This is a genomic window from Lolliginicoccus suaedae, from assembly GCF_008312885.1.
Lineage (GTDB): Bacteria > Actinomycetota > Actinomycetes > Mycobacteriales > Mycobacteriaceae > Lolliginicoccus > Lolliginicoccus suaedae.
In genome coordinates, this window is sequence record NZ_VSSO01000001.1 from 811,181 (window position 1) to 826,765 (window position 15,585).

Annotated in this window: 14 protein-coding genes; 7 read left to right on the plus strand and 7 right to left on the minus strand. The window is 68.8% G+C overall.

All coding sequences use genetic code 11. The features are described from left to right. Positions 1-6: 6 nt before the first annotated feature. A complete protein-coding gene (locus FXO18_RS03695; RefSeq protein ID WP_149359690.1) occupies positions 7-1,458 on the plus strand; it encodes a glycosyltransferase in 1,452 nt (483 codons plus the stop codon). Positions 1,459-1,469: 11 nt separating this feature from the next. Continuing rightward, complete coding sequence (locus tag FXO18_RS03700; protein ID WP_235900423.1) at positions 1,470-3,086, plus strand: glycosyltransferase family 39 protein; 1,617 nt, start codon at positions 1,470-1,472, stop codon at positions 3,084-3,086. On the opposite strand, the gene FXO18_RS03705 is transcribed toward FXO18_RS03700, so the two are convergent. The 3 genes from FXO18_RS03705 to FXO18_RS03710 all read right to left on the minus strand — a co-directional run bounded on the left by FXO18_RS03705 (position 3,079) and on the right by FXO18_RS03710 (position 5,881). Next, positions 3,079-4,134 (minus strand): cellulase family glycosylhydrolase, encoded by a 1,056-nt coding sequence (locus tag FXO18_RS03705; protein WP_187774162.1) that lies wholly within the window; start codon positions 4,132-4,134, stop codon positions 3,079-3,081. The two genes, FXO18_RS03700 and FXO18_RS03705, sit on opposite strands and share 8 nt — an antisense overlap. 121 nt (positions 4,135-4,255) lie before the next feature. Further along, positions 4,256-4,591: a hypothetical protein gene (locus FXO18_RS15840; RefSeq protein ID WP_187774163.1), complete on the minus strand. Its 336-nt coding sequence runs from the start codon at positions 4,589-4,591 to the stop codon at positions 4,256-4,258. 54 nt (positions 4,592-4,645) lie between these two features. Further along, complete coding sequence (locus FXO18_RS03710; RefSeq protein WP_149359692.1) at positions 4,646-5,881, minus strand: NADH:flavin oxidoreductase/NADH oxidase family protein; 1,236 nt, start codon at positions 5,879-5,881, stop codon at positions 4,646-4,648. A gap of 164 nt (positions 5,882-6,045) precedes the next feature. Between FXO18_RS03710 and FXO18_RS03715 the strand changes: the two genes are divergently transcribed. After that, a complete protein-coding gene (locus FXO18_RS03715; RefSeq protein ID WP_149359693.1) occupies positions 6,046-7,530 on the plus strand; it encodes a bifunctional phosphatase PAP2/diacylglycerol kinase family protein in 1,485 nt (494 codons plus the stop codon). A 96-nt stretch (positions 7,531-7,626) separates the two neighbouring features. Then, positions 7,627-8,115, plus strand: coding sequence for a VOC family protein (locus FXO18_RS03720; protein ID WP_149359694.1), 489 nt, complete (start codon positions 7,627-7,629; stop codon positions 8,113-8,115). 97 nt (positions 8,116-8,212) lie between these two features. On the opposite strand, the gene FXO18_RS03725 is transcribed toward FXO18_RS03720, so the two are convergent. The 3 genes from FXO18_RS03725 to FXO18_RS03735 all read right to left on the minus strand — a co-directional run bounded on the left by FXO18_RS03725 (position 8,213) and on the right by FXO18_RS03735 (position 11,573). Further along, positions 8,213-8,668: an SRPBCC family protein gene (locus tag FXO18_RS03725; protein WP_149359695.1), complete on the minus strand. Its 456-nt coding sequence runs from the start codon at positions 8,666-8,668 to the stop codon at positions 8,213-8,215. A 75-nt stretch (positions 8,669-8,743) separates the two neighbouring features. Continuing rightward, positions 8,744-9,211: an SRPBCC family protein gene (locus FXO18_RS03730; protein WP_149359696.1), complete on the minus strand. Its 468-nt coding sequence runs from the start codon at positions 9,209-9,211 to the stop codon at positions 8,744-8,746. Positions 9,212-9,356: 145 nt separating this feature from the next. Next, positions 9,357-11,573, minus strand: coding sequence for a DEAD/DEAH box helicase (locus tag FXO18_RS03735; RefSeq protein WP_149359697.1), 2,217 nt, complete (start codon positions 11,571-11,573; stop codon positions 9,357-9,359). Between the two features lie 99 nt (positions 11,574-11,672). Here FXO18_RS03735 and FXO18_RS03740 point away from each other — a divergent pair, with 99 nt between their 5' ends. Next, on the plus strand, positions 11,673-12,362 hold the full coding sequence (locus FXO18_RS03740) for an arsenate reductase/protein-tyrosine-phosphatase family protein (RefSeq protein ID WP_149359698.1): 690 nt from the start codon (positions 11,673-11,675) through the stop codon (positions 12,360-12,362). Further along, entirely contained in the window at positions 12,359-13,021 is a 663-nt protein-coding gene (locus FXO18_RS03745; protein ID WP_149359699.1) for an arsenate reductase ArsC, read from the plus strand. The genes FXO18_RS03740 and FXO18_RS03745 overlap by 4 nt, the downstream gene beginning before the upstream one ends. 182 nt (positions 13,022-13,203) lie before the next feature. On the opposite strand, the gene FXO18_RS03750 is transcribed toward FXO18_RS03745, so the two are convergent. Then, the gene (locus FXO18_RS03750; protein WP_149359700.1) at positions 13,204-14,442 is read right to left on the minus strand and encodes an APC family permease; all 1,239 of its coding nucleotides are present in this window, start codon (positions 14,440-14,442) and stop codon (positions 13,204-13,206) included. Between the two features lie 166 nt (positions 14,443-14,608). On the opposite strand from FXO18_RS03750, the gene FXO18_RS03755 reads away from it, so the two are divergent. Further along, positions 14,609-15,487: an endonuclease domain-containing protein gene (locus tag FXO18_RS03755; protein ID WP_149359701.1), complete on the plus strand. Its 879-nt coding sequence runs from the start codon at positions 14,609-14,611 to the stop codon at positions 15,485-15,487. The last annotated feature ends 98 nt before the right edge of the window (positions 15,488-15,585 follow it).

Below are 15,585 nucleotides of genomic sequence, written 5' to 3' on the forward strand. Positions count from 1 at the left end.
ATCGGCATGACCCCTAGCGCCGAGCATCCACAGGTAGATCCGGTCCATGCCCTCGATGAGGCCATCAACGGACTTGCCTGGCGTGATCCGATGGCGTCCGCGTCGCGCGCGTTCGTGCCGTGGCAGCGCAATGCGCTCATCGTCTCGGGCCTCGCGGCGATGGCACTCATCGCTGCCTGGCCGCTGCCCGCGCTCACCGTCATCATGGCCGTGCTCACCACTGCGTATGTCGTGACGATCTCTGACCGGGTGCTGCTGTTCGCCAGGGGCCTGCGGGGGGAGGCGATCGTTCGCGTCACCGACGACGAGGCCCTCGCGCTGACCGACGAGGAACTGCCCCGCTACACGATCCTCGTGCCCGCCTACAAGGAGCCAGAGGTCGTTGCTCTGCTGATCGGAGCCGTCGGCGGCCTCGACTACCCGTCGGCCAAGCTGCAGGTGCTCCTGCTGCTCGAGGCGGACGATCATGGCACGATCGACGCGGCGCACCGCGCGAACCTCGAGAGCACGGTGACGATCATCGAGGTGCCCCCGGCCGAGCCCCGCACCAAGCCGAAGGCATGCAACTACGGCCTGCACTTCGCGACGGGCGAGATCGTCACCATCTACGATGCCGAGGACCACCCGGAACCGCTGCAGCTGCGCCGCGCCGTGGCCGCTTTCCGACGCCTCGGCGACAACGTCGCCTGCATCCAGGCCAAGCTCAGCTTCCACAATGGCAAGCAGAACCTGCTCACGGGATGGTTCACCGCGGAGTATGGCCTGTGGTTCAGCTTCATCCTCCCTGGGCTGATGAGCAGTCGTTCCCCGATCCCGCTCGGCGGCACCTCCAATCACCTGAAGCGTTCCGTGCTCGAGCACATCGGAGCCTGGGACGCCTTCAACGTCACCGAGGATGCGGACCTTGGAGTGCGCATCGAGACGGCCGGCTATCACACCGCCGTCCTCGAATCGACCACCATGGAGGAAGCCAACAGCGACCCCATCAACTGGATCCGCCAGCGCTCGCGCTGGTACAAGGGCTACCTGCAGACCTGGCTGGTCCACACGCGCAGGCCAGTGGCTCTCTACAAGCAGCTCGGGCTGGTCTCGACCTTCCGGATGACTGTGTTGCTCGCCGGCACGCCGTTGATCGCCATCCTCAATACCGTCTTCTGGATGATGACGCTCACGTGGTTCCTGGGCCAGCCGACCTCGCTGGGCGAGCTCTTCCCTGCACCCATCTACTACCCGGCGATCGCCTGCCTCGTCCTGGGCAACGCCGCCACCTTGTTCATGGGACTGATCAGCATCAGGGAGAACGGCCAGCAGGAACTCCTGGTCCCCGTGCTGACCGTTCCGCTGTACTGGGTGATGATGAGCGTGGCAGCGATCAAGGGCGGCTGGCAGCTGCTGCGCAACCCTTCGTTCTGGGAGAAGACCGCGCATGGCTTGCCTGGTGCGGGGGCATCGACGTGAGGCGCCACGGCTTGGCTGCTCTCGCGAGCGGCGTGCTCTACCTGGCGGTGGGCGCCTGGCTAGCTTTGCACCACCACTACCTCATGGGGGATGCACTAGCCCGGGTGGCGAGCGCCGAGGCCGTGCTGCACAGCCGCGACCCGCACCTCGCCGCGCTGGGGTTCATCTTCACCCCGCTGCCCGCCATGACGCAGCTCCCCGTCCTCGCGTTCTCGCCGTGGCTGCCCGAGCTCACCCGGTTCGGTCTCTCCGGAATCATCATGTCGGCCCTGTTCATGGCCGGGGCGGTCTATCAGCTGTCCGGGATCATCGGTGATCGCGGGATCACTGGGTGGCCCGCGCGCCTGCTGGTCGCAGCGTTCGCCCTGCACCCCATGATCATCATTCACGGGGCCAACGGCTTGAGCGAGGCCGCGTTCCTGTTCTTCCTGCTGTGGGCGGTCCGGCTCCTCGCGCGCTGGTACCACAGCGACGATCCCAACGCGCTCGCCATCGCGGGGATCGCGCTCGCCGGGGCCTACCTGACCCGGTACGACGCTGTCGTCGTCGCGGGCTCGGGCATCCTCGCGGTCTTCCTGGTCAGCCTCACCCGGCGTGGCCTGCGCCTTCCCGCGGCAGCGCTGCTCGATGCGATCATCGTGGGTTTTCCCTTCGCGGTGGCCTTCGCGATGTGGTCGGGGGCGAGCTGGCTGCTCACCGGTGACGCGCTGGCGCAGTTCTCGTCCCAGTACGGCAACACCGCGATCCTCGAGGCGTCCGATGTGCCGGCGATCTCCGCCGCCGAGGGACTCGTCTTCTCGCTCGCCGAGATCATGGTGCTCGCCCCGGCGCTGCCGCTGCTGCTGCCCATCGCGTTCGTGATGTTCCTCGCTCGCCGGGAGCGCGAGCTGATCATTCCCGTCGCGATCGTCGCCTCGGTCCTGGTGTTCCAGGTGATCGCGTTCGCCCAGGGACTGACGTTCCCGTTCCTGCGGTTCTATATCTGCGCGATCCCGCTGGCCATCCTTCTTGCCCTGCACCTTCTGCCGCGAGCCAGCGTGCCGCGACCACGTCGCCGCGGCAGGTTCGGCGGGCCCCCGGCAGCGCTGCCCCGCTCACGCTCCTGGGGCATCGCGGGGATCCTCCTGGTGTGCGCATCGCTGCCGATCAGCCTATGGGGCCTGACCGATCGCACCCTAGCGACCCAGCACTACGCATTGACCGCGATCGTTGCACCAGGGGTAGCCGAGCGGCTCGGCATCCAGCACGAGGCGCAAGCCATCATCAGGTCGTTCTCCACGGAACGGAGGATCGCCAGGTTTCTTGATTCGCAGAGCCTGCCCAACGGGTCGGTGATCCTTGATTCGGTCTATGGCTTCGCCATCACCGCCGCCTCCGAGAATCCGACGCAGTTCGTCGTCCCCTCCGATCAGGACTTCGTGACGATCCTCAACGACCCGGTCGGCAACGACGTGCGCTACATCCTCGCGGTGCCGAACGAGGGCCGTGGCGCGACCGACGCGGTGAACCTGCGCTATCCGACCATGTTCGACAACGGCTCCCAGATCGCCACGCTCGAGCTCGAGGCCCCCAACGATGGTGCCAACCAGCCGCCATGGCGGCTCTACCGTGTCATGCCAACTAGCTGAGCTGGCCGATCATGTCCCACAAGGGATCACCCGGACCGATATCCATGGTGCATTGATTGGTGCGCGGATCAGGAACGAACGACCAGAAGAGCGCTCCGGCCGCACCGAGCCGGTGATAGTCCCGGATCTCGGCCTCGACCAGGACCGCGCGCTCCTCGACCGAGCGGCATGAGCCCGCGGACACGCCGATCTCGGCCACGAGCAGCGGCTTGCCCAGCCCCCGGGCTTGCATGGCCCTCGATTCCACGCTGTCGCGATGCCCGTCGAGCAGTGTTGGATCCTCGATGGAGTAGTCGTGGAACTGCAGGATATCGACGTGGCGCGATGAGCTCGGGACCAGGAAGTCCTCGCCGGCGGTCCCGCACTGGTTACCCCCGAGGTAGCCGGCCGTGATCAAGCGATCCGGGTCCAGCGCAGCGATGGTCGCGCCCGCCTCGTCGAAGAACCGGCGCAGCACGTGCGCTGAATCCGCCGGGCACCGCCTGTTCTCGACCGCGCACGCGTAGTCCGTGCACACCGATGGCTCGGGCTCGCCGACGAGTTCCCATGCCGCGATGGCAGGGGAACCGGACCATCGCGACACCAGGCTGCGCGCCCAGTGCTCGAATGTCAGCACGGGCATGGGCACGTCCCGCCACCCCGAGGCATACCAGCGATGCTGCTTGAAGAGCTCGCCATCGCACGCGCCATCCTGTCCCGCGAGCACCGGGATCACGAGCTGGTCGTGGGCCTCCGCGGCGCGCAGCACCGCGTCGAGGGCCTCGTAGCTGATCGCGCCGGTCGTCTTGTCCACGGCAAAGGACTGGAACGCATTGAACCGGGTCAGCGATCCCTCCGGCAGAGCACCGAAGTATTTGTCGAGATCGACCTCGGCGCCGCATCCCGCATTGAGCTCCCAATCGGTTGCTAGCTGGTAGGCGTTGAACCCCACTGGCCACCACTCGCTGCCATCGAGTGCCAGGGAGCCTGCGGATATCGTCACCCGCGGGGTGCCCGACGGGACCGTGCGCTCCGCGAGCGGCACGCACGCGGCGACCGCTGTGATCACCAGAGCGCTCCCGACGACCACGATGCGTCGACATGCGCTGCGCATCCCCAACACTGCCACCACCGTTCGGACCAGGCTATATCCGGATGATAGGCGCCAACGCGATCGCGCGCCGCGCGCGCTAGACCGCAGCGAGGACGCGGCCGCCGCGCCGGTCGCGCAGGGCGGCGCTCGTGGCGTCGACCATGTCGAAGCCATCGGTGATGATGGCGCCGAGCTCGAAGACGACCGCGGCGATCGCGCGGGTGATGAGCATAGCGACCTGCCCGACATGGTTGACGGCGGACTCGATGAGCTGCTGGGCCATGCCGAGCACCTCGGTGAGCAGTGTCCCGACCTCGCGCACCACGTCAGCGACGAGGGTGGTGGCGATGACCGCGACCTGCCCCACGTGGTTGACGGCGGAGACGATGAGCTCCTGCACCGTGTCCTTGCTCGATTCGACCATCCCGACCATTGCGAGTCCTCCCCCGTGTCCCGGTTTGCCTGCTCCTAGCGTAGCGGTAGGAGGCTAGTACTGGCCGCGGCGCAAGGGCCGGCGCAGTGTGTCGAGCCCGGCGGCGCTGGCGTAGCGGGCGATGCCGACGAGGGGGTGCTGCCGGGCGTCGGGCTCCTTCGCGTCGCCCATGCGCCAGAGCTGGGTGGTGTGCCAGGTGAGCTCGGCGGCGGCGTCGAGCTTGGCCACACCGATGCGCCGGGGGCGGGTATTCGACGCGGCGGCGTCCCCGTTGAGGATCCGGGCGGGCAGGTCGGGCTCGAGGACCATCGGTCGGCCGAGACCGACGACATCGATGTCGCCGCCGGTGACGGCATCGGCCATGACGCTGCCGGTGCGGAACCCACCGGTGAGCATGATGGGGATGGTGACCTGCTCGCGGACCTTGCGCGCGAAGTCGAGGAAGTAGGCCTCGCGGGCCACCGTGGATGCCTTGGGGTTGCCGAGCATCAGCGCGGGCGCCTCGTAGGTGCCGCCGGAGATCTCGAGCAGATCGACCCCGGCATCGGCGAGCTCGGCGACGACGGCGAGGGACTCGTCCTCGGTGAAGCCGCCGCGCTGGAAGTCCGCGGAGTTGATCTTCACGCCCACCGGGGTGCCTGGGCCCACCTCGGCACGGACCGCGGCGACGATCTCGAGAAGGAATCGGCGGCGCCGGACCGCGTCGCCGCCCCATTCGTCGGTGCGCTGGTTGGTCAGCGGCGACAGGAACTGGCTGATGAGGTAGCCGTGGGCGGCGTGGATCTGCACACCAGTGAAGCCCGCGCGGATGGCGATGCCAGCAGTGGTGCCGAAGCGCCGGATCAGGTCGAGGATCTCATCGTGCTCGAGGGCGCGCGGAGTGCCGAATGCCCCGGCCATGCCGGTGACGGGGATGGCCGATGGCGCGACGGGGGTATTGCTGAGGTTGCGGGGCACCTGGCGGCCGGGGTGGTTGATCTGCATCCAGGCGTGAGTGCCTCCGGTCTTGGCGGCGGTCGCCCATTCCCGCAGCCGCGGCAGGTGGCGATCGTCCTCGACGGCGACGTTGCGAGGCTCGCCCAGCGCGCGGCCATCGACCATGACGTTGCCAGTGATGAGCAGGCCAGCGCCGGAGCGGGCCCAGCGGTCGTAGAGGGTGACGAGGCGGTGGTCCGGCCCGTGCGCCCGGGTTCCTAGCTGCTCGCTGAGAGCCGACTTGGCGATGCGGTTGCGAAGCGTGGCACCGCAGGGCAGGGCAAGGGGCGCGGCCAGGCTGGAGGTGGGTGTCATGGGGGTCCTCGTTTCCACGATCGCTCATCGACCGTTATTGACCATCGATCAACAGTCTCGTACAGGCTACGCCCTCGCGCCCATCGCGACAACCATTCCTGCCAGGGGAAACCAGGGCCGCGAACCACCACGCCTAGTGCACCAACAATGGCTAGCGTGCAATCATGCGCCGCATTCTCGCTCCGATCATCACGCTCGACCAGCAGCTCATGGCCCGGTCCGCGAGCATCCGGCCCTCCGGCCTCGACACCACCATGCAGCTCGCGAGCACGATCGCCAACAACGGCAAGCCCTGGATCGCTATCGCCACCCTCCTCGCCCGCCACCCTGGCCCACCACGCCGCGCCGCTGTCCGCGGCATGCTCTCCGTCGCCGCGAGCAGCGCGCTCGCCAACGTCGCGTTCAAGCTCACCCTGCCCCGCATCCGGCCCGACCACGCCACCCTCCCCCTGCACCGGCGCCGGATCAGACCGCCCCGCACCTCGTCCTTCCCCTCGGGGCACTCCGCCATCGCCGCGGCCTTCGCCACCGGCGTCGCCCTCGAGTCCCCCGCCCTCGGGCTCGCCGTCGCGCCCCTCGCCGCTACCGTCGCCTACTCCCGCGTCCACAACGGCGTCCACTGGCCCTCCGACGTCATCGTCGGCAGCCTCATCGGCATCGGCGTCGCCTTCGCCACCCGCCGATGGTGGGCGCCCCAGCCACCCGCGGAGCCAGCCCGCATCACCCCCGGCAATGCCCCGGCGCTCCCGGCGGGCGAAGGCCTCCTGATCCTCGCCAACCCCGGATCAGGCAGCACGGATCACGAATCCCACGCGCGGATCACCGAGCTCCTGCCCGCCGCCCGCATCGTCGAGATCCCGCTCGGCGACACCAGCGCCACCACGACGGACAACATTCGCCGCCTCATCACCGAGCACCAGCCCACCGCGATCGGAGTACTCGGCGGGGACGGCACCGTCCGCACCGTCGCCGCCGCGATCGAGCACACCGGCCACCCCCTCGCGGTCTTCCCTGGAGGCACCCTCAATCACTTCGCCCTCGATATCGGCACTCCCACCACGGAGCACACCGCGCGCGCCGTCACCACCGGCCAGTCCCAGTGCATCGATACCGCGACGGCCCAGCTCGACGGCGACGCACCGCACGCCTTCCTCAACACAGCCAGCCTCGGCACCTACCCCGCCGCGCTCCAGGCCCGCAAGAATTGGGAGCAGCACCTCGGCAAATGGATCCCCCTCGCGCTCGGCATGATCCGCGAGCTCGCCGCCGCGCAGCCACTATGCATCACCCTCAACGGACAATCCCTGCGAGCGCGCACCCTCTTCATCGGCAACGGCACCTACCACCCCACCGACCGCATCCCCGTGGCCCGCACCGCCATCAACGGCGGCACCCTCGACATCCGCCTCATCCGCGCCGACCACCCGCTCTCCTACACCCGGGCGCTCTACGCCGTCGCCACCGGCACGCTGCGCACCAGCCCCATCCACGAGCACCTCACGCTCCCCGAGCTCGAGATCACGCTCGAGGCTGCCACGCCCGTCGCCCTCGACGGCGACCCCATCAGCGACACTGCCCACCTGCGCATCCGCACCAACCCCCACGCCCTCACCGTCTACTCGCCCTGCTCGCCCGGGCAGAGCGAGTGAGTCAGGGACGAGGCACTAGGCCACCCCCGCGATGATTCCCGCCGCGCGCGCAGGTCTGTATTGCTATCCCTGTTGGAACGCCCCGAGGAGGCCGTCATGGCTGCGTCGATCACTCCGCGCATCGTCCCGAACCTGTGGTTCAACTCCGAGGCCGCGGAGGCTGCCGAGTTCTATACGTCCGTCTTCCCGAACTCCCGGATCGTGCGGACGAGCTACTACCCCGCGAACGCACCGATGCCCGAGGGCACTGTCCTGACGGTGGATTTCGAGCTAGACGGGCAACGCTTCACCGCGCTCAATGGCGGCGCCGACATCCCGTTCACCGATGCCCTCTCGCTGCTCGTAAACTGCGCGGACCAGCAGGAGGTGGACTACTACTGGGAGGCTCTTTCCGCGGGCGGCAAGGAGGTGCAATGCGGCTGGCTCGCGGACAAGTATGGGTTGTCGTGGCAGATCGTCCCCGAGGGGCTCGATGACGTGCTTGCCGGCGATGACGCCGATGCGGTCGGCCGTGCGTTCACGGCGATGCTGGGAATGACCAAGCTCGATATCGCCGCCTTGCGGGCCGCGCGCGAGGGCAGTTGAGCTCGCTGGGGCTGGCCTTGGCCGCGAATTGTGAAGATCCAGCCACGTGGGAGGTGGCTGGATCTTCACGTTCGCCGAGCGGGGAGGCGCAGAGGCGCTACTGCTCGACCTCGGCCTTGATGCGCTCGAGGGTCTGGTTCATTCCGTCGATGAGCTCCTGCTCGAAGGTGTCATTGCCGCCGAGGAAAGTCTTGATGAGGAACTGGGAGATCTTGTAGGTACCGCGGGGCGCCTCGCGGCGCTCGACGATGCGGGTGCCCTCGCCCTGCGGCTCGAGGGTGTAGGACCAGACCGAGTTGTTGTCGAGGATGCGGAACGCGATCTTCTTGTTCGGCTCGAACTCGACGACCTTGGCGCGAGTGGGCCAGAACAGGATGCCGCGCTGGTTGATGTTGAAGGCGAGCGATCCCTCACGGATCTCGCCACCGAGCACGAAGGTCTTGCGGGTCTGCGGGCTCCACTGGTTCATCCGCGGCAGGTCGGAGACGACGCTCCACACCTTGGCGGGCCTGGCTGTGGTGTCGATGGTGGCTTCGAGCAACGGGCTGACCACGAGATCATCCTCCGAGAGGTACTAGGGACACAGTGTCTATGCGTGCAGTCTAGCGGTGGTCGCGATGGTCCCCGACTAGTCCGGCTCCGCCACGGCAGCGAGCCTCTCGAGCCCCTGGTTGAACTGCTTTCCCAAGATCTTGTCCATGCCACCGAGGAGCGACGCGGCACGGGTGAACAGGGTTTGCTGCCCCGTCATCGTCCACGTGACGGTGCAGGTATCGCCATGCTCGCCGAGGGTGAACTGGAGCTCGTTCGTGGACTTCATCGGCTTGGTGAAGGCCAGGGACATCGCGAGGGACGTCGGTTCGACGGCTTCGGTGATGATCATCTCGCCCTCGCCGGCCTTGCGGTTGCCCGACCATGCGTAGCGCGCGCCAGCGCCCATCCGGGGGCCGCTGTACTCCCGCTTGAGATTCTCATCGAGGTTCTCCCACGGCGACCAGGTCCGCCAGGCATGGAGGTCCGCGATGTACGGGTAGACCGTCGCTGCTGGTGCATGGATCGTACGCGATCGTTCGACGGTGAAGGTCTTGTCTGCCATGGATTCTCCCCTGTCGGCCCAGCCTGGTCGGGCCCAGTCCTGCCGGGGCCCAGCGCTACCGGAGGCCCAGCGCGGCCGGACGCCCGGTGCGATGGCATCAGTGTCGCAGAGAACCGTGTCCTGGGGCACAAGCTATGCAGTCCTGTTACGGAACATCCTGCGCCTGCCCGATTCCGAGGCGCGCGCGCTCGAGATCGAGGACCGCCCGCTCGGCCTGCGATTCCGCGAGGCCCGCGAGCCCGGCTGCCGCGGCTTCGGCCTGCATGTCGCTCGCGCGCGCGAACTCATCGAACAGCACGCGCTTGTGCTCCTGAACGGCACGGATGTGCTCGTCGACGGTGTCCTTGGCGAGCAGCCGATGCACCTGCACCGTACGCGCCTGGCCCATGCGATGGGCACGCGCGATCGCTTGCTCCTCGCTGCTCGGCTTCCACTGCGGCTCCGCGAGGATCACCACTGAGGCCGCCTGGATGTTCAGGCCCACGCCGCCCGCATCGATCTGGCAGAGCAGCACAGCGGGTCCGGATTGCTGGGCGAAGCCGTCGACGAGCTGCTGCCGCTGCCCGGCTGGCACTGATCCGGTGATCGTCCCGGCCACCCGCTGCCCCAGCGCGGTGGCCATCGCCTCGAGCACATCGCGGAAGAACGAGAACACCAGCACCTTATGCCCATCCTCGCCGGCTTCGTCGGCGAGCTCGACCAGTCGCTCGAGCTTCGCCGAGCGTGGTGATTCCCAGGCCGCGCGGCGCATCCGCATGAACGTGCCCTCCATGACCGCGCTCCGGTACGCCGCCTCATCCTCGCCGGTGAGCTCCACCCATTCCTCCACATCGATCCGCTCGGGCAGCTCGGCGAGCACGTCCTCCTGGTTGCGGCGCAGGTAGACCGGCGCGACGCGGCGCCGAAACGCCCGCGCCCCAGCGAGAGTGGCCGCCGCGTCGAGGTTCTCGCCCACGTCGGGCTGCAGATAGCCGATGAGCGCCTTGAACTCGGCGACCCGGTTCTCCATCGGCGTGCCCGAGAGGAACATCACGTGCTCGGCCTGCATCGCGAGGTGCCGGATCATCCCGGAGCGCTGGGTGTCGGGGTTCTTCACGTAGTGCGCCTCGTCCACGATCAGCGCGTCGATCGGGGTGTGGGCCAGCCCGAGGCTCGCGACCGTCCCGAAGGTGGTCACTGCTACCCCGCCCCCGGCCAGCCAGGCATCGAGCTCGTCGAGCTTGTCGCGGCCGTGGAGGCTACGAGCGGGCAGCAGCGTGTGCCGCGTTGTCTCCTTCAGCCAGTTGACCTGCACGCTCGCCGGGCACACCACCAGGGAGCGGGGCTGGCCGCGGGCGGCCAGGTGGGCGAGCACCGCGAGGGCCTGCACGGTCTTGCCCAGGCCCATCTCATCACCGAGCAGCGTGCGCTCGCGATGCAGCATGAACTGCGCGCCGAAGCGCTGGTATCCACGCAGCGAGGAGCGCAGCAACGACGCATCGAGCTCGACCTCGCTGATGCGGCGCGCGAGCGCATCGTCGAAGTAGCCGCGCGATCCTTCCGTATCGGTCGCGCCGGCCGCGATGCCGAGGGTGGAGAGGTAGGCGTAGAAGCCCGCCGGATCGGCGCGGAACCACTGCCACACCTGATGGGGCGGATACGATCGCGGATCGAGCTGGGGCATTGCCGCGCCCAGCCGGTTTCGCAGCACGGCCGATGCGGGCTCGGTGAGCGCATGCTCGACATCGATGAGCGCTGCGAGGACGCGATGCTTCGCAGCGGTGCCGGTGAACAGCATCCGCCATCTGCTGGCTGCCCGCTCGGCCGAGGGAACCGCGTGGGCGAGGCGCTGCGCGAGAGGCTGGATGGCGGCGAGATCGAGGGCAGCGGAGTCGGCCCGATTGATGGCCGCGACGATGGCGAGCAGTCGTGCCTGCGCCGGGTCCTCGCGGTCCGGATCGATGCGCAGGGGCGTCGCTCGAGTGATCTCCTCGGCTACCGCGCGCGCAGCGGAGGCGACCTGGGTAGCGGTGTGGTAGCCGACGCCAGGGATGGCGGTCAGGTGCTGCGGCTCGGCCCTCGCGGCATCGGCAACGGTACGAACGCCTGCTGACTCGAGCGCGGCGAGCCGCGTGCCCCGATCGAGGTGGGGGCGCAGCTCGTCGAGCGGGATCGCCGCGAGCTGCTCGGTGGCCCGGGCTCCGATGATCGCCTCGACTTGCTGCTGGGCGGCGGCTCGCAACTGGTGGGGTGCCACGTGGAGCAAGGCGGCGCTGTCGATCACCCAGCGCGCGGCGGCGATCGCTTCGCGGGCGGGGGCGCCGATGCGTTGCCGGGCCGCGTCGTAGGCGTGCGGGGGCAGCCTCGGGTGGTCGACCGGCATGGTGCTGATCCTAGATCGTGGTACCGGGGTTGCATGCCGGGCATTAGCTCGTATTAATTGAGTCAATACTTGCTGAGTTAGAAGAATGAGGATGGCGCCATGACCACTGGCACAGGATCCACTGACGTCCACCGCCGCGCCGCCATCCACGCGGCCCTCGCCGACCCGGCCCGCGTCCGCATCACCGATCTCCTCTCCACCAGCGACCAATCGCCCACCGAGCTCCAGCACGCCCTCGGCATGTCGTCCAACCTGCTCGCCCACCACCTCAAGACCCTCGCCGCCGCCGCACTCATCCACAAGCACCGCTCCGAGGCCGACCGCCGCCGCGCCTACTGGACCCTCGACACCGACGCGCTCGACCACCTGCTCCCCCGCGCCGCGCGCACCACCGAGCGCATCGTCTTCCTCTGCACACACAACTCGGCCCGCTCCCAGCTCGCCGCCGCGCTCTGGGCCCAGCACAGCACTATCCCCGCCACCTCGGCAGGAACCCGCCCCGCCCCGACCATCCACCCCGGAACCCTCGCAGCCGCGCAGCGCCACCACATCCCCCTCCGTCCCCAGCAGCCCCAGCGCCTCGACCTCGCCGACGGGGACACGCTCATCGCGGTCTGCGACAACGCCCACGAGGAACTCGATCCCACCGTGCCCCGCGCGCACTGGTCCATCCCGGACCCCGCCCGCACCGGCACCGACACCGACTTCGACACCGCCATCACCGAGCTCGCCACCCGCATCACCCGCACAGCCCCCCACTACCAGGCCACACCAAGGAGCACGCCATGAGCACCCCCACCGACTACCGCCGCCGCGACCTCTCCATGGACCACCACATCGCCCTCAAGTCGGCCGCCACCCGCCTCGCCGAGCACTTCACCGGCATCTTCGGCACCGAGACCATCGACCGGTTCCTCCACACCTCCTACGAGCAGTTCGCCGGCAAGGCCACCGTCCCCAACTTCCTGCCCCTGCTCGCCGAGCGCTTCGCCAAGCAGCGCCTCACCGCCCTCGCCCGCGTCGAGGGACACCACCACGACGGCAAGCCCACCGTGCTGTTCCTGTGCACCCACAACGCCGGACGCTCCCAGATGGCGCTCGGCTACTTCCAGCACCTCGCCGGAGACCACGCCACCGCCTGGTCCGGCGGCTCCGAGCCCGGAACCGAGATCAACCCCGCCGCGATCGATGCCATGGCCGAGATCGGCATCGACATCACCACCGAGTACCCCAAGCCGTGGACCGACGAGATTGTCCAGGCCGCCGACGTCATCATCACCATGGGCTGCGGCGACGCCTGCCCCATATTCCCCGGCCGCCGCTACGAGGAATGGACCCTCGACGACCCCGCCGGGCTCACTGTCGCCGACATCCGCCCCATCCGCGACCAGATCGAGCAGCGCGTCCGCGCCCTCCTCGCCGAGCTCGCGGTGCCCGCACAGGGGTGAGCTGGGTCCGGGCCGCTGGGTCCGGGCCGGTGGTTCCGGGCCGGTGGTTCCGGGCCGGTGGTTCCGGGCCGGTGGTTCCGGGCCGCTAGGTCCGGGCCGCTAGTGGAAACTTTTCCCGCTCTCAGCGGGAAAAGTTTCCACTGTCAATCGGTCATGGGTTGCCGCCGCAGCACTGCGGCGGGCTACGAGGCACCGATCTGTCGCCGCACCACGTACACCGCGGCCCCCAGCGCTTGAACCACCAGGCCAGCCACCACTGAGGCCAGCGGCAGCGCGAGACCGAGGACCACGCACCCCACCGCGCCCAGCAGCGGAATCACCCGGGCCCGCGCCGACCGATCCAGCGTCCAGGCCGACGCATTGGCCACCAGGTAGTAGAACAGCACCGCGAACGCCGAGAACCCGATCGCCCCCCGCACATCGAGCAGCAGCACGAGCACCACGACCGCGATGCCTACCGCCAGCTCCGCCCGGTGCGGCACCCCGAACCGCGGATGCACCGCAGCCAGCGCCGAGGGAAGATGACCGTCGCGTGCCATCGCGAGAACCGTCCGCGAGACCCCGAGCAGCAGTGACAGCAATGCGCCCGCGACCGCGACCACAGCGCCAGCGCGCACCACCGCTTCCGCGCCCGGCACCGATCCCACGGCCTGGGCCAGCGGATCAATCGCGCCGGCCACTCCCTCCGGGCCCAGAGCAGAAATCACAGCCACCGCTACCAGGAGGTATACGCCCAACGTGATCGCCAGCGCCCACCCGATCGCTCGCGGAATGGTCCTGGCAGGGTCGCGTACCTCCTCGCCCAGCGTCGCGATCCGCGCATAGCCCGCGAACGCGAAGAACAACAGCCCCGCTGCCTGCAGGATGCCACCCAGGCCGCCGCTCTCGGCACCAGTCCAGGGCCAGGCAGGGCCACCCGCGCCCGCCAGCGCGATCACCACCACTCCTAGCAGCACTAGCAGCACGAACGTCACCATCAGCCGGGCCGCGCGCGCAGACTTCTGCACACCCGCATAGTTCACCGCCGTCACCACAAGCACCGTCAGCACCGCGATGGCAGTGGCATTGCCCGGCCACGCGTAGGCACCGACCGTCATCGCCATCGCCGCGCACGAGGCTGTCTTCCCGACGACGAAGCCCCAGCCCGCGAGATAGCCCCAGAATGGGCCCAGCCGCTCCCGCCCATAGACATATGTGCCACCCGACTCGGGATGCACCGCGGCCAGTCGCGCCGACGAGCGCGCATTGCAATACGCCACCACCGCAGCGATGGCCAAGGCGACCAGCAACCAATCGCCCGCAGCCGCCGAAGCAGGCCCCAGGGCCGCGAAGATGCCCGCGCCCACCATCGCGGCGAGGCCCACCACTACCGAATCCACCACGCCCAGCGACCGCGAGAGCCGCGCATCCCCCATGCCCATGCGCAACACGCTAGTGCGTGAGCAGCGTTGCCTCCCGCGCGGGCGGGCCTACCGCCAGTGGAAACTTTTCCCGCTCTGAGCGGGAAAAGTTTCCACTCGCAAAGCGCGATGGCCGCCAAAACGCGCGCAACGGAACCAACCCGCCCCGTTGCGCGTCCAAGCATGCATGCTTCCCAGGAAGGTCCTTCATGCACTGGCCCGCCACGATGGGGTGATCGCCAGGTCTCGCGCGCTCGAGCTCGGCATGTCCCGGCACCAGATCGATGGCCACGTCGCCATCGGCGAGTGGCGCTGCCTCCAGGCCGGGATCTATATCGCGGCGGACCGGCCCGTGACCGCAGCGGCCAGGCTGCGGGCCGCTGTGCTCGCGGCAGGGCCGGGAGCGGTTGCGCGGGGCCAGTCCGCTGCCTGGTGGCACCGTATTCTCGACCACCCGCCCACGACTCACCTGGTGGCGATCCCACAAAACCGGCGTGCGCGCATCCGCGATGCCAGCGTGCTGCGCCGCGATGTCCCGGCCACCGACCGGACCCGGGTCCGGGGAGTCGCCGTCATCTCCCGCGAACTGGCGATTCTCGAAACCGCTGTCGCGGAACCCCGCGGCACTGTTTTCCTTGATCGCGCGCTTCAGCGCCACACTTTGCTGCCGACACTGATAAAGGCCCATGAGCGAAACATGCCCCGGCGCGGCGGTGCCCGAGCGGACCGGATGCTGGCCATCGCCGCGATCGGAGGAGCCTCGGAAGCGGAACGGATGCTTGTGCGGGCCCTGCGCGGGAGCGGCATCACCGGCTGGCGGTTGCACGTTCGCGCCCACGGATTCGAGATCGATCTCGCGTTCGAGCGCGAACGGGTCGCGGTCGAGGTGGATGGGTGGGCGTGGCACCGGGACGCGAAGCGTTTCGCCCGCGATCTGCAGCGGCAGAACATCCTGGTCAACGCGGGCTGGCACATACTGCGATTCGATTGGCACCGCCTCTCCGATGATGCGGCGGGGGTGCTCCGCGAGATCCGTGCCGCTCTCGCGCACCGGAGGCCTGGCTAGCCCCGCCCGATGCCCACCGCCAGTGGAAACTTTTCCCGCTCTGAGCGGGAAAAGTTTCCACTGGCAAAGCAGCGAAGCCAACCGAAGCCAGGAACCCA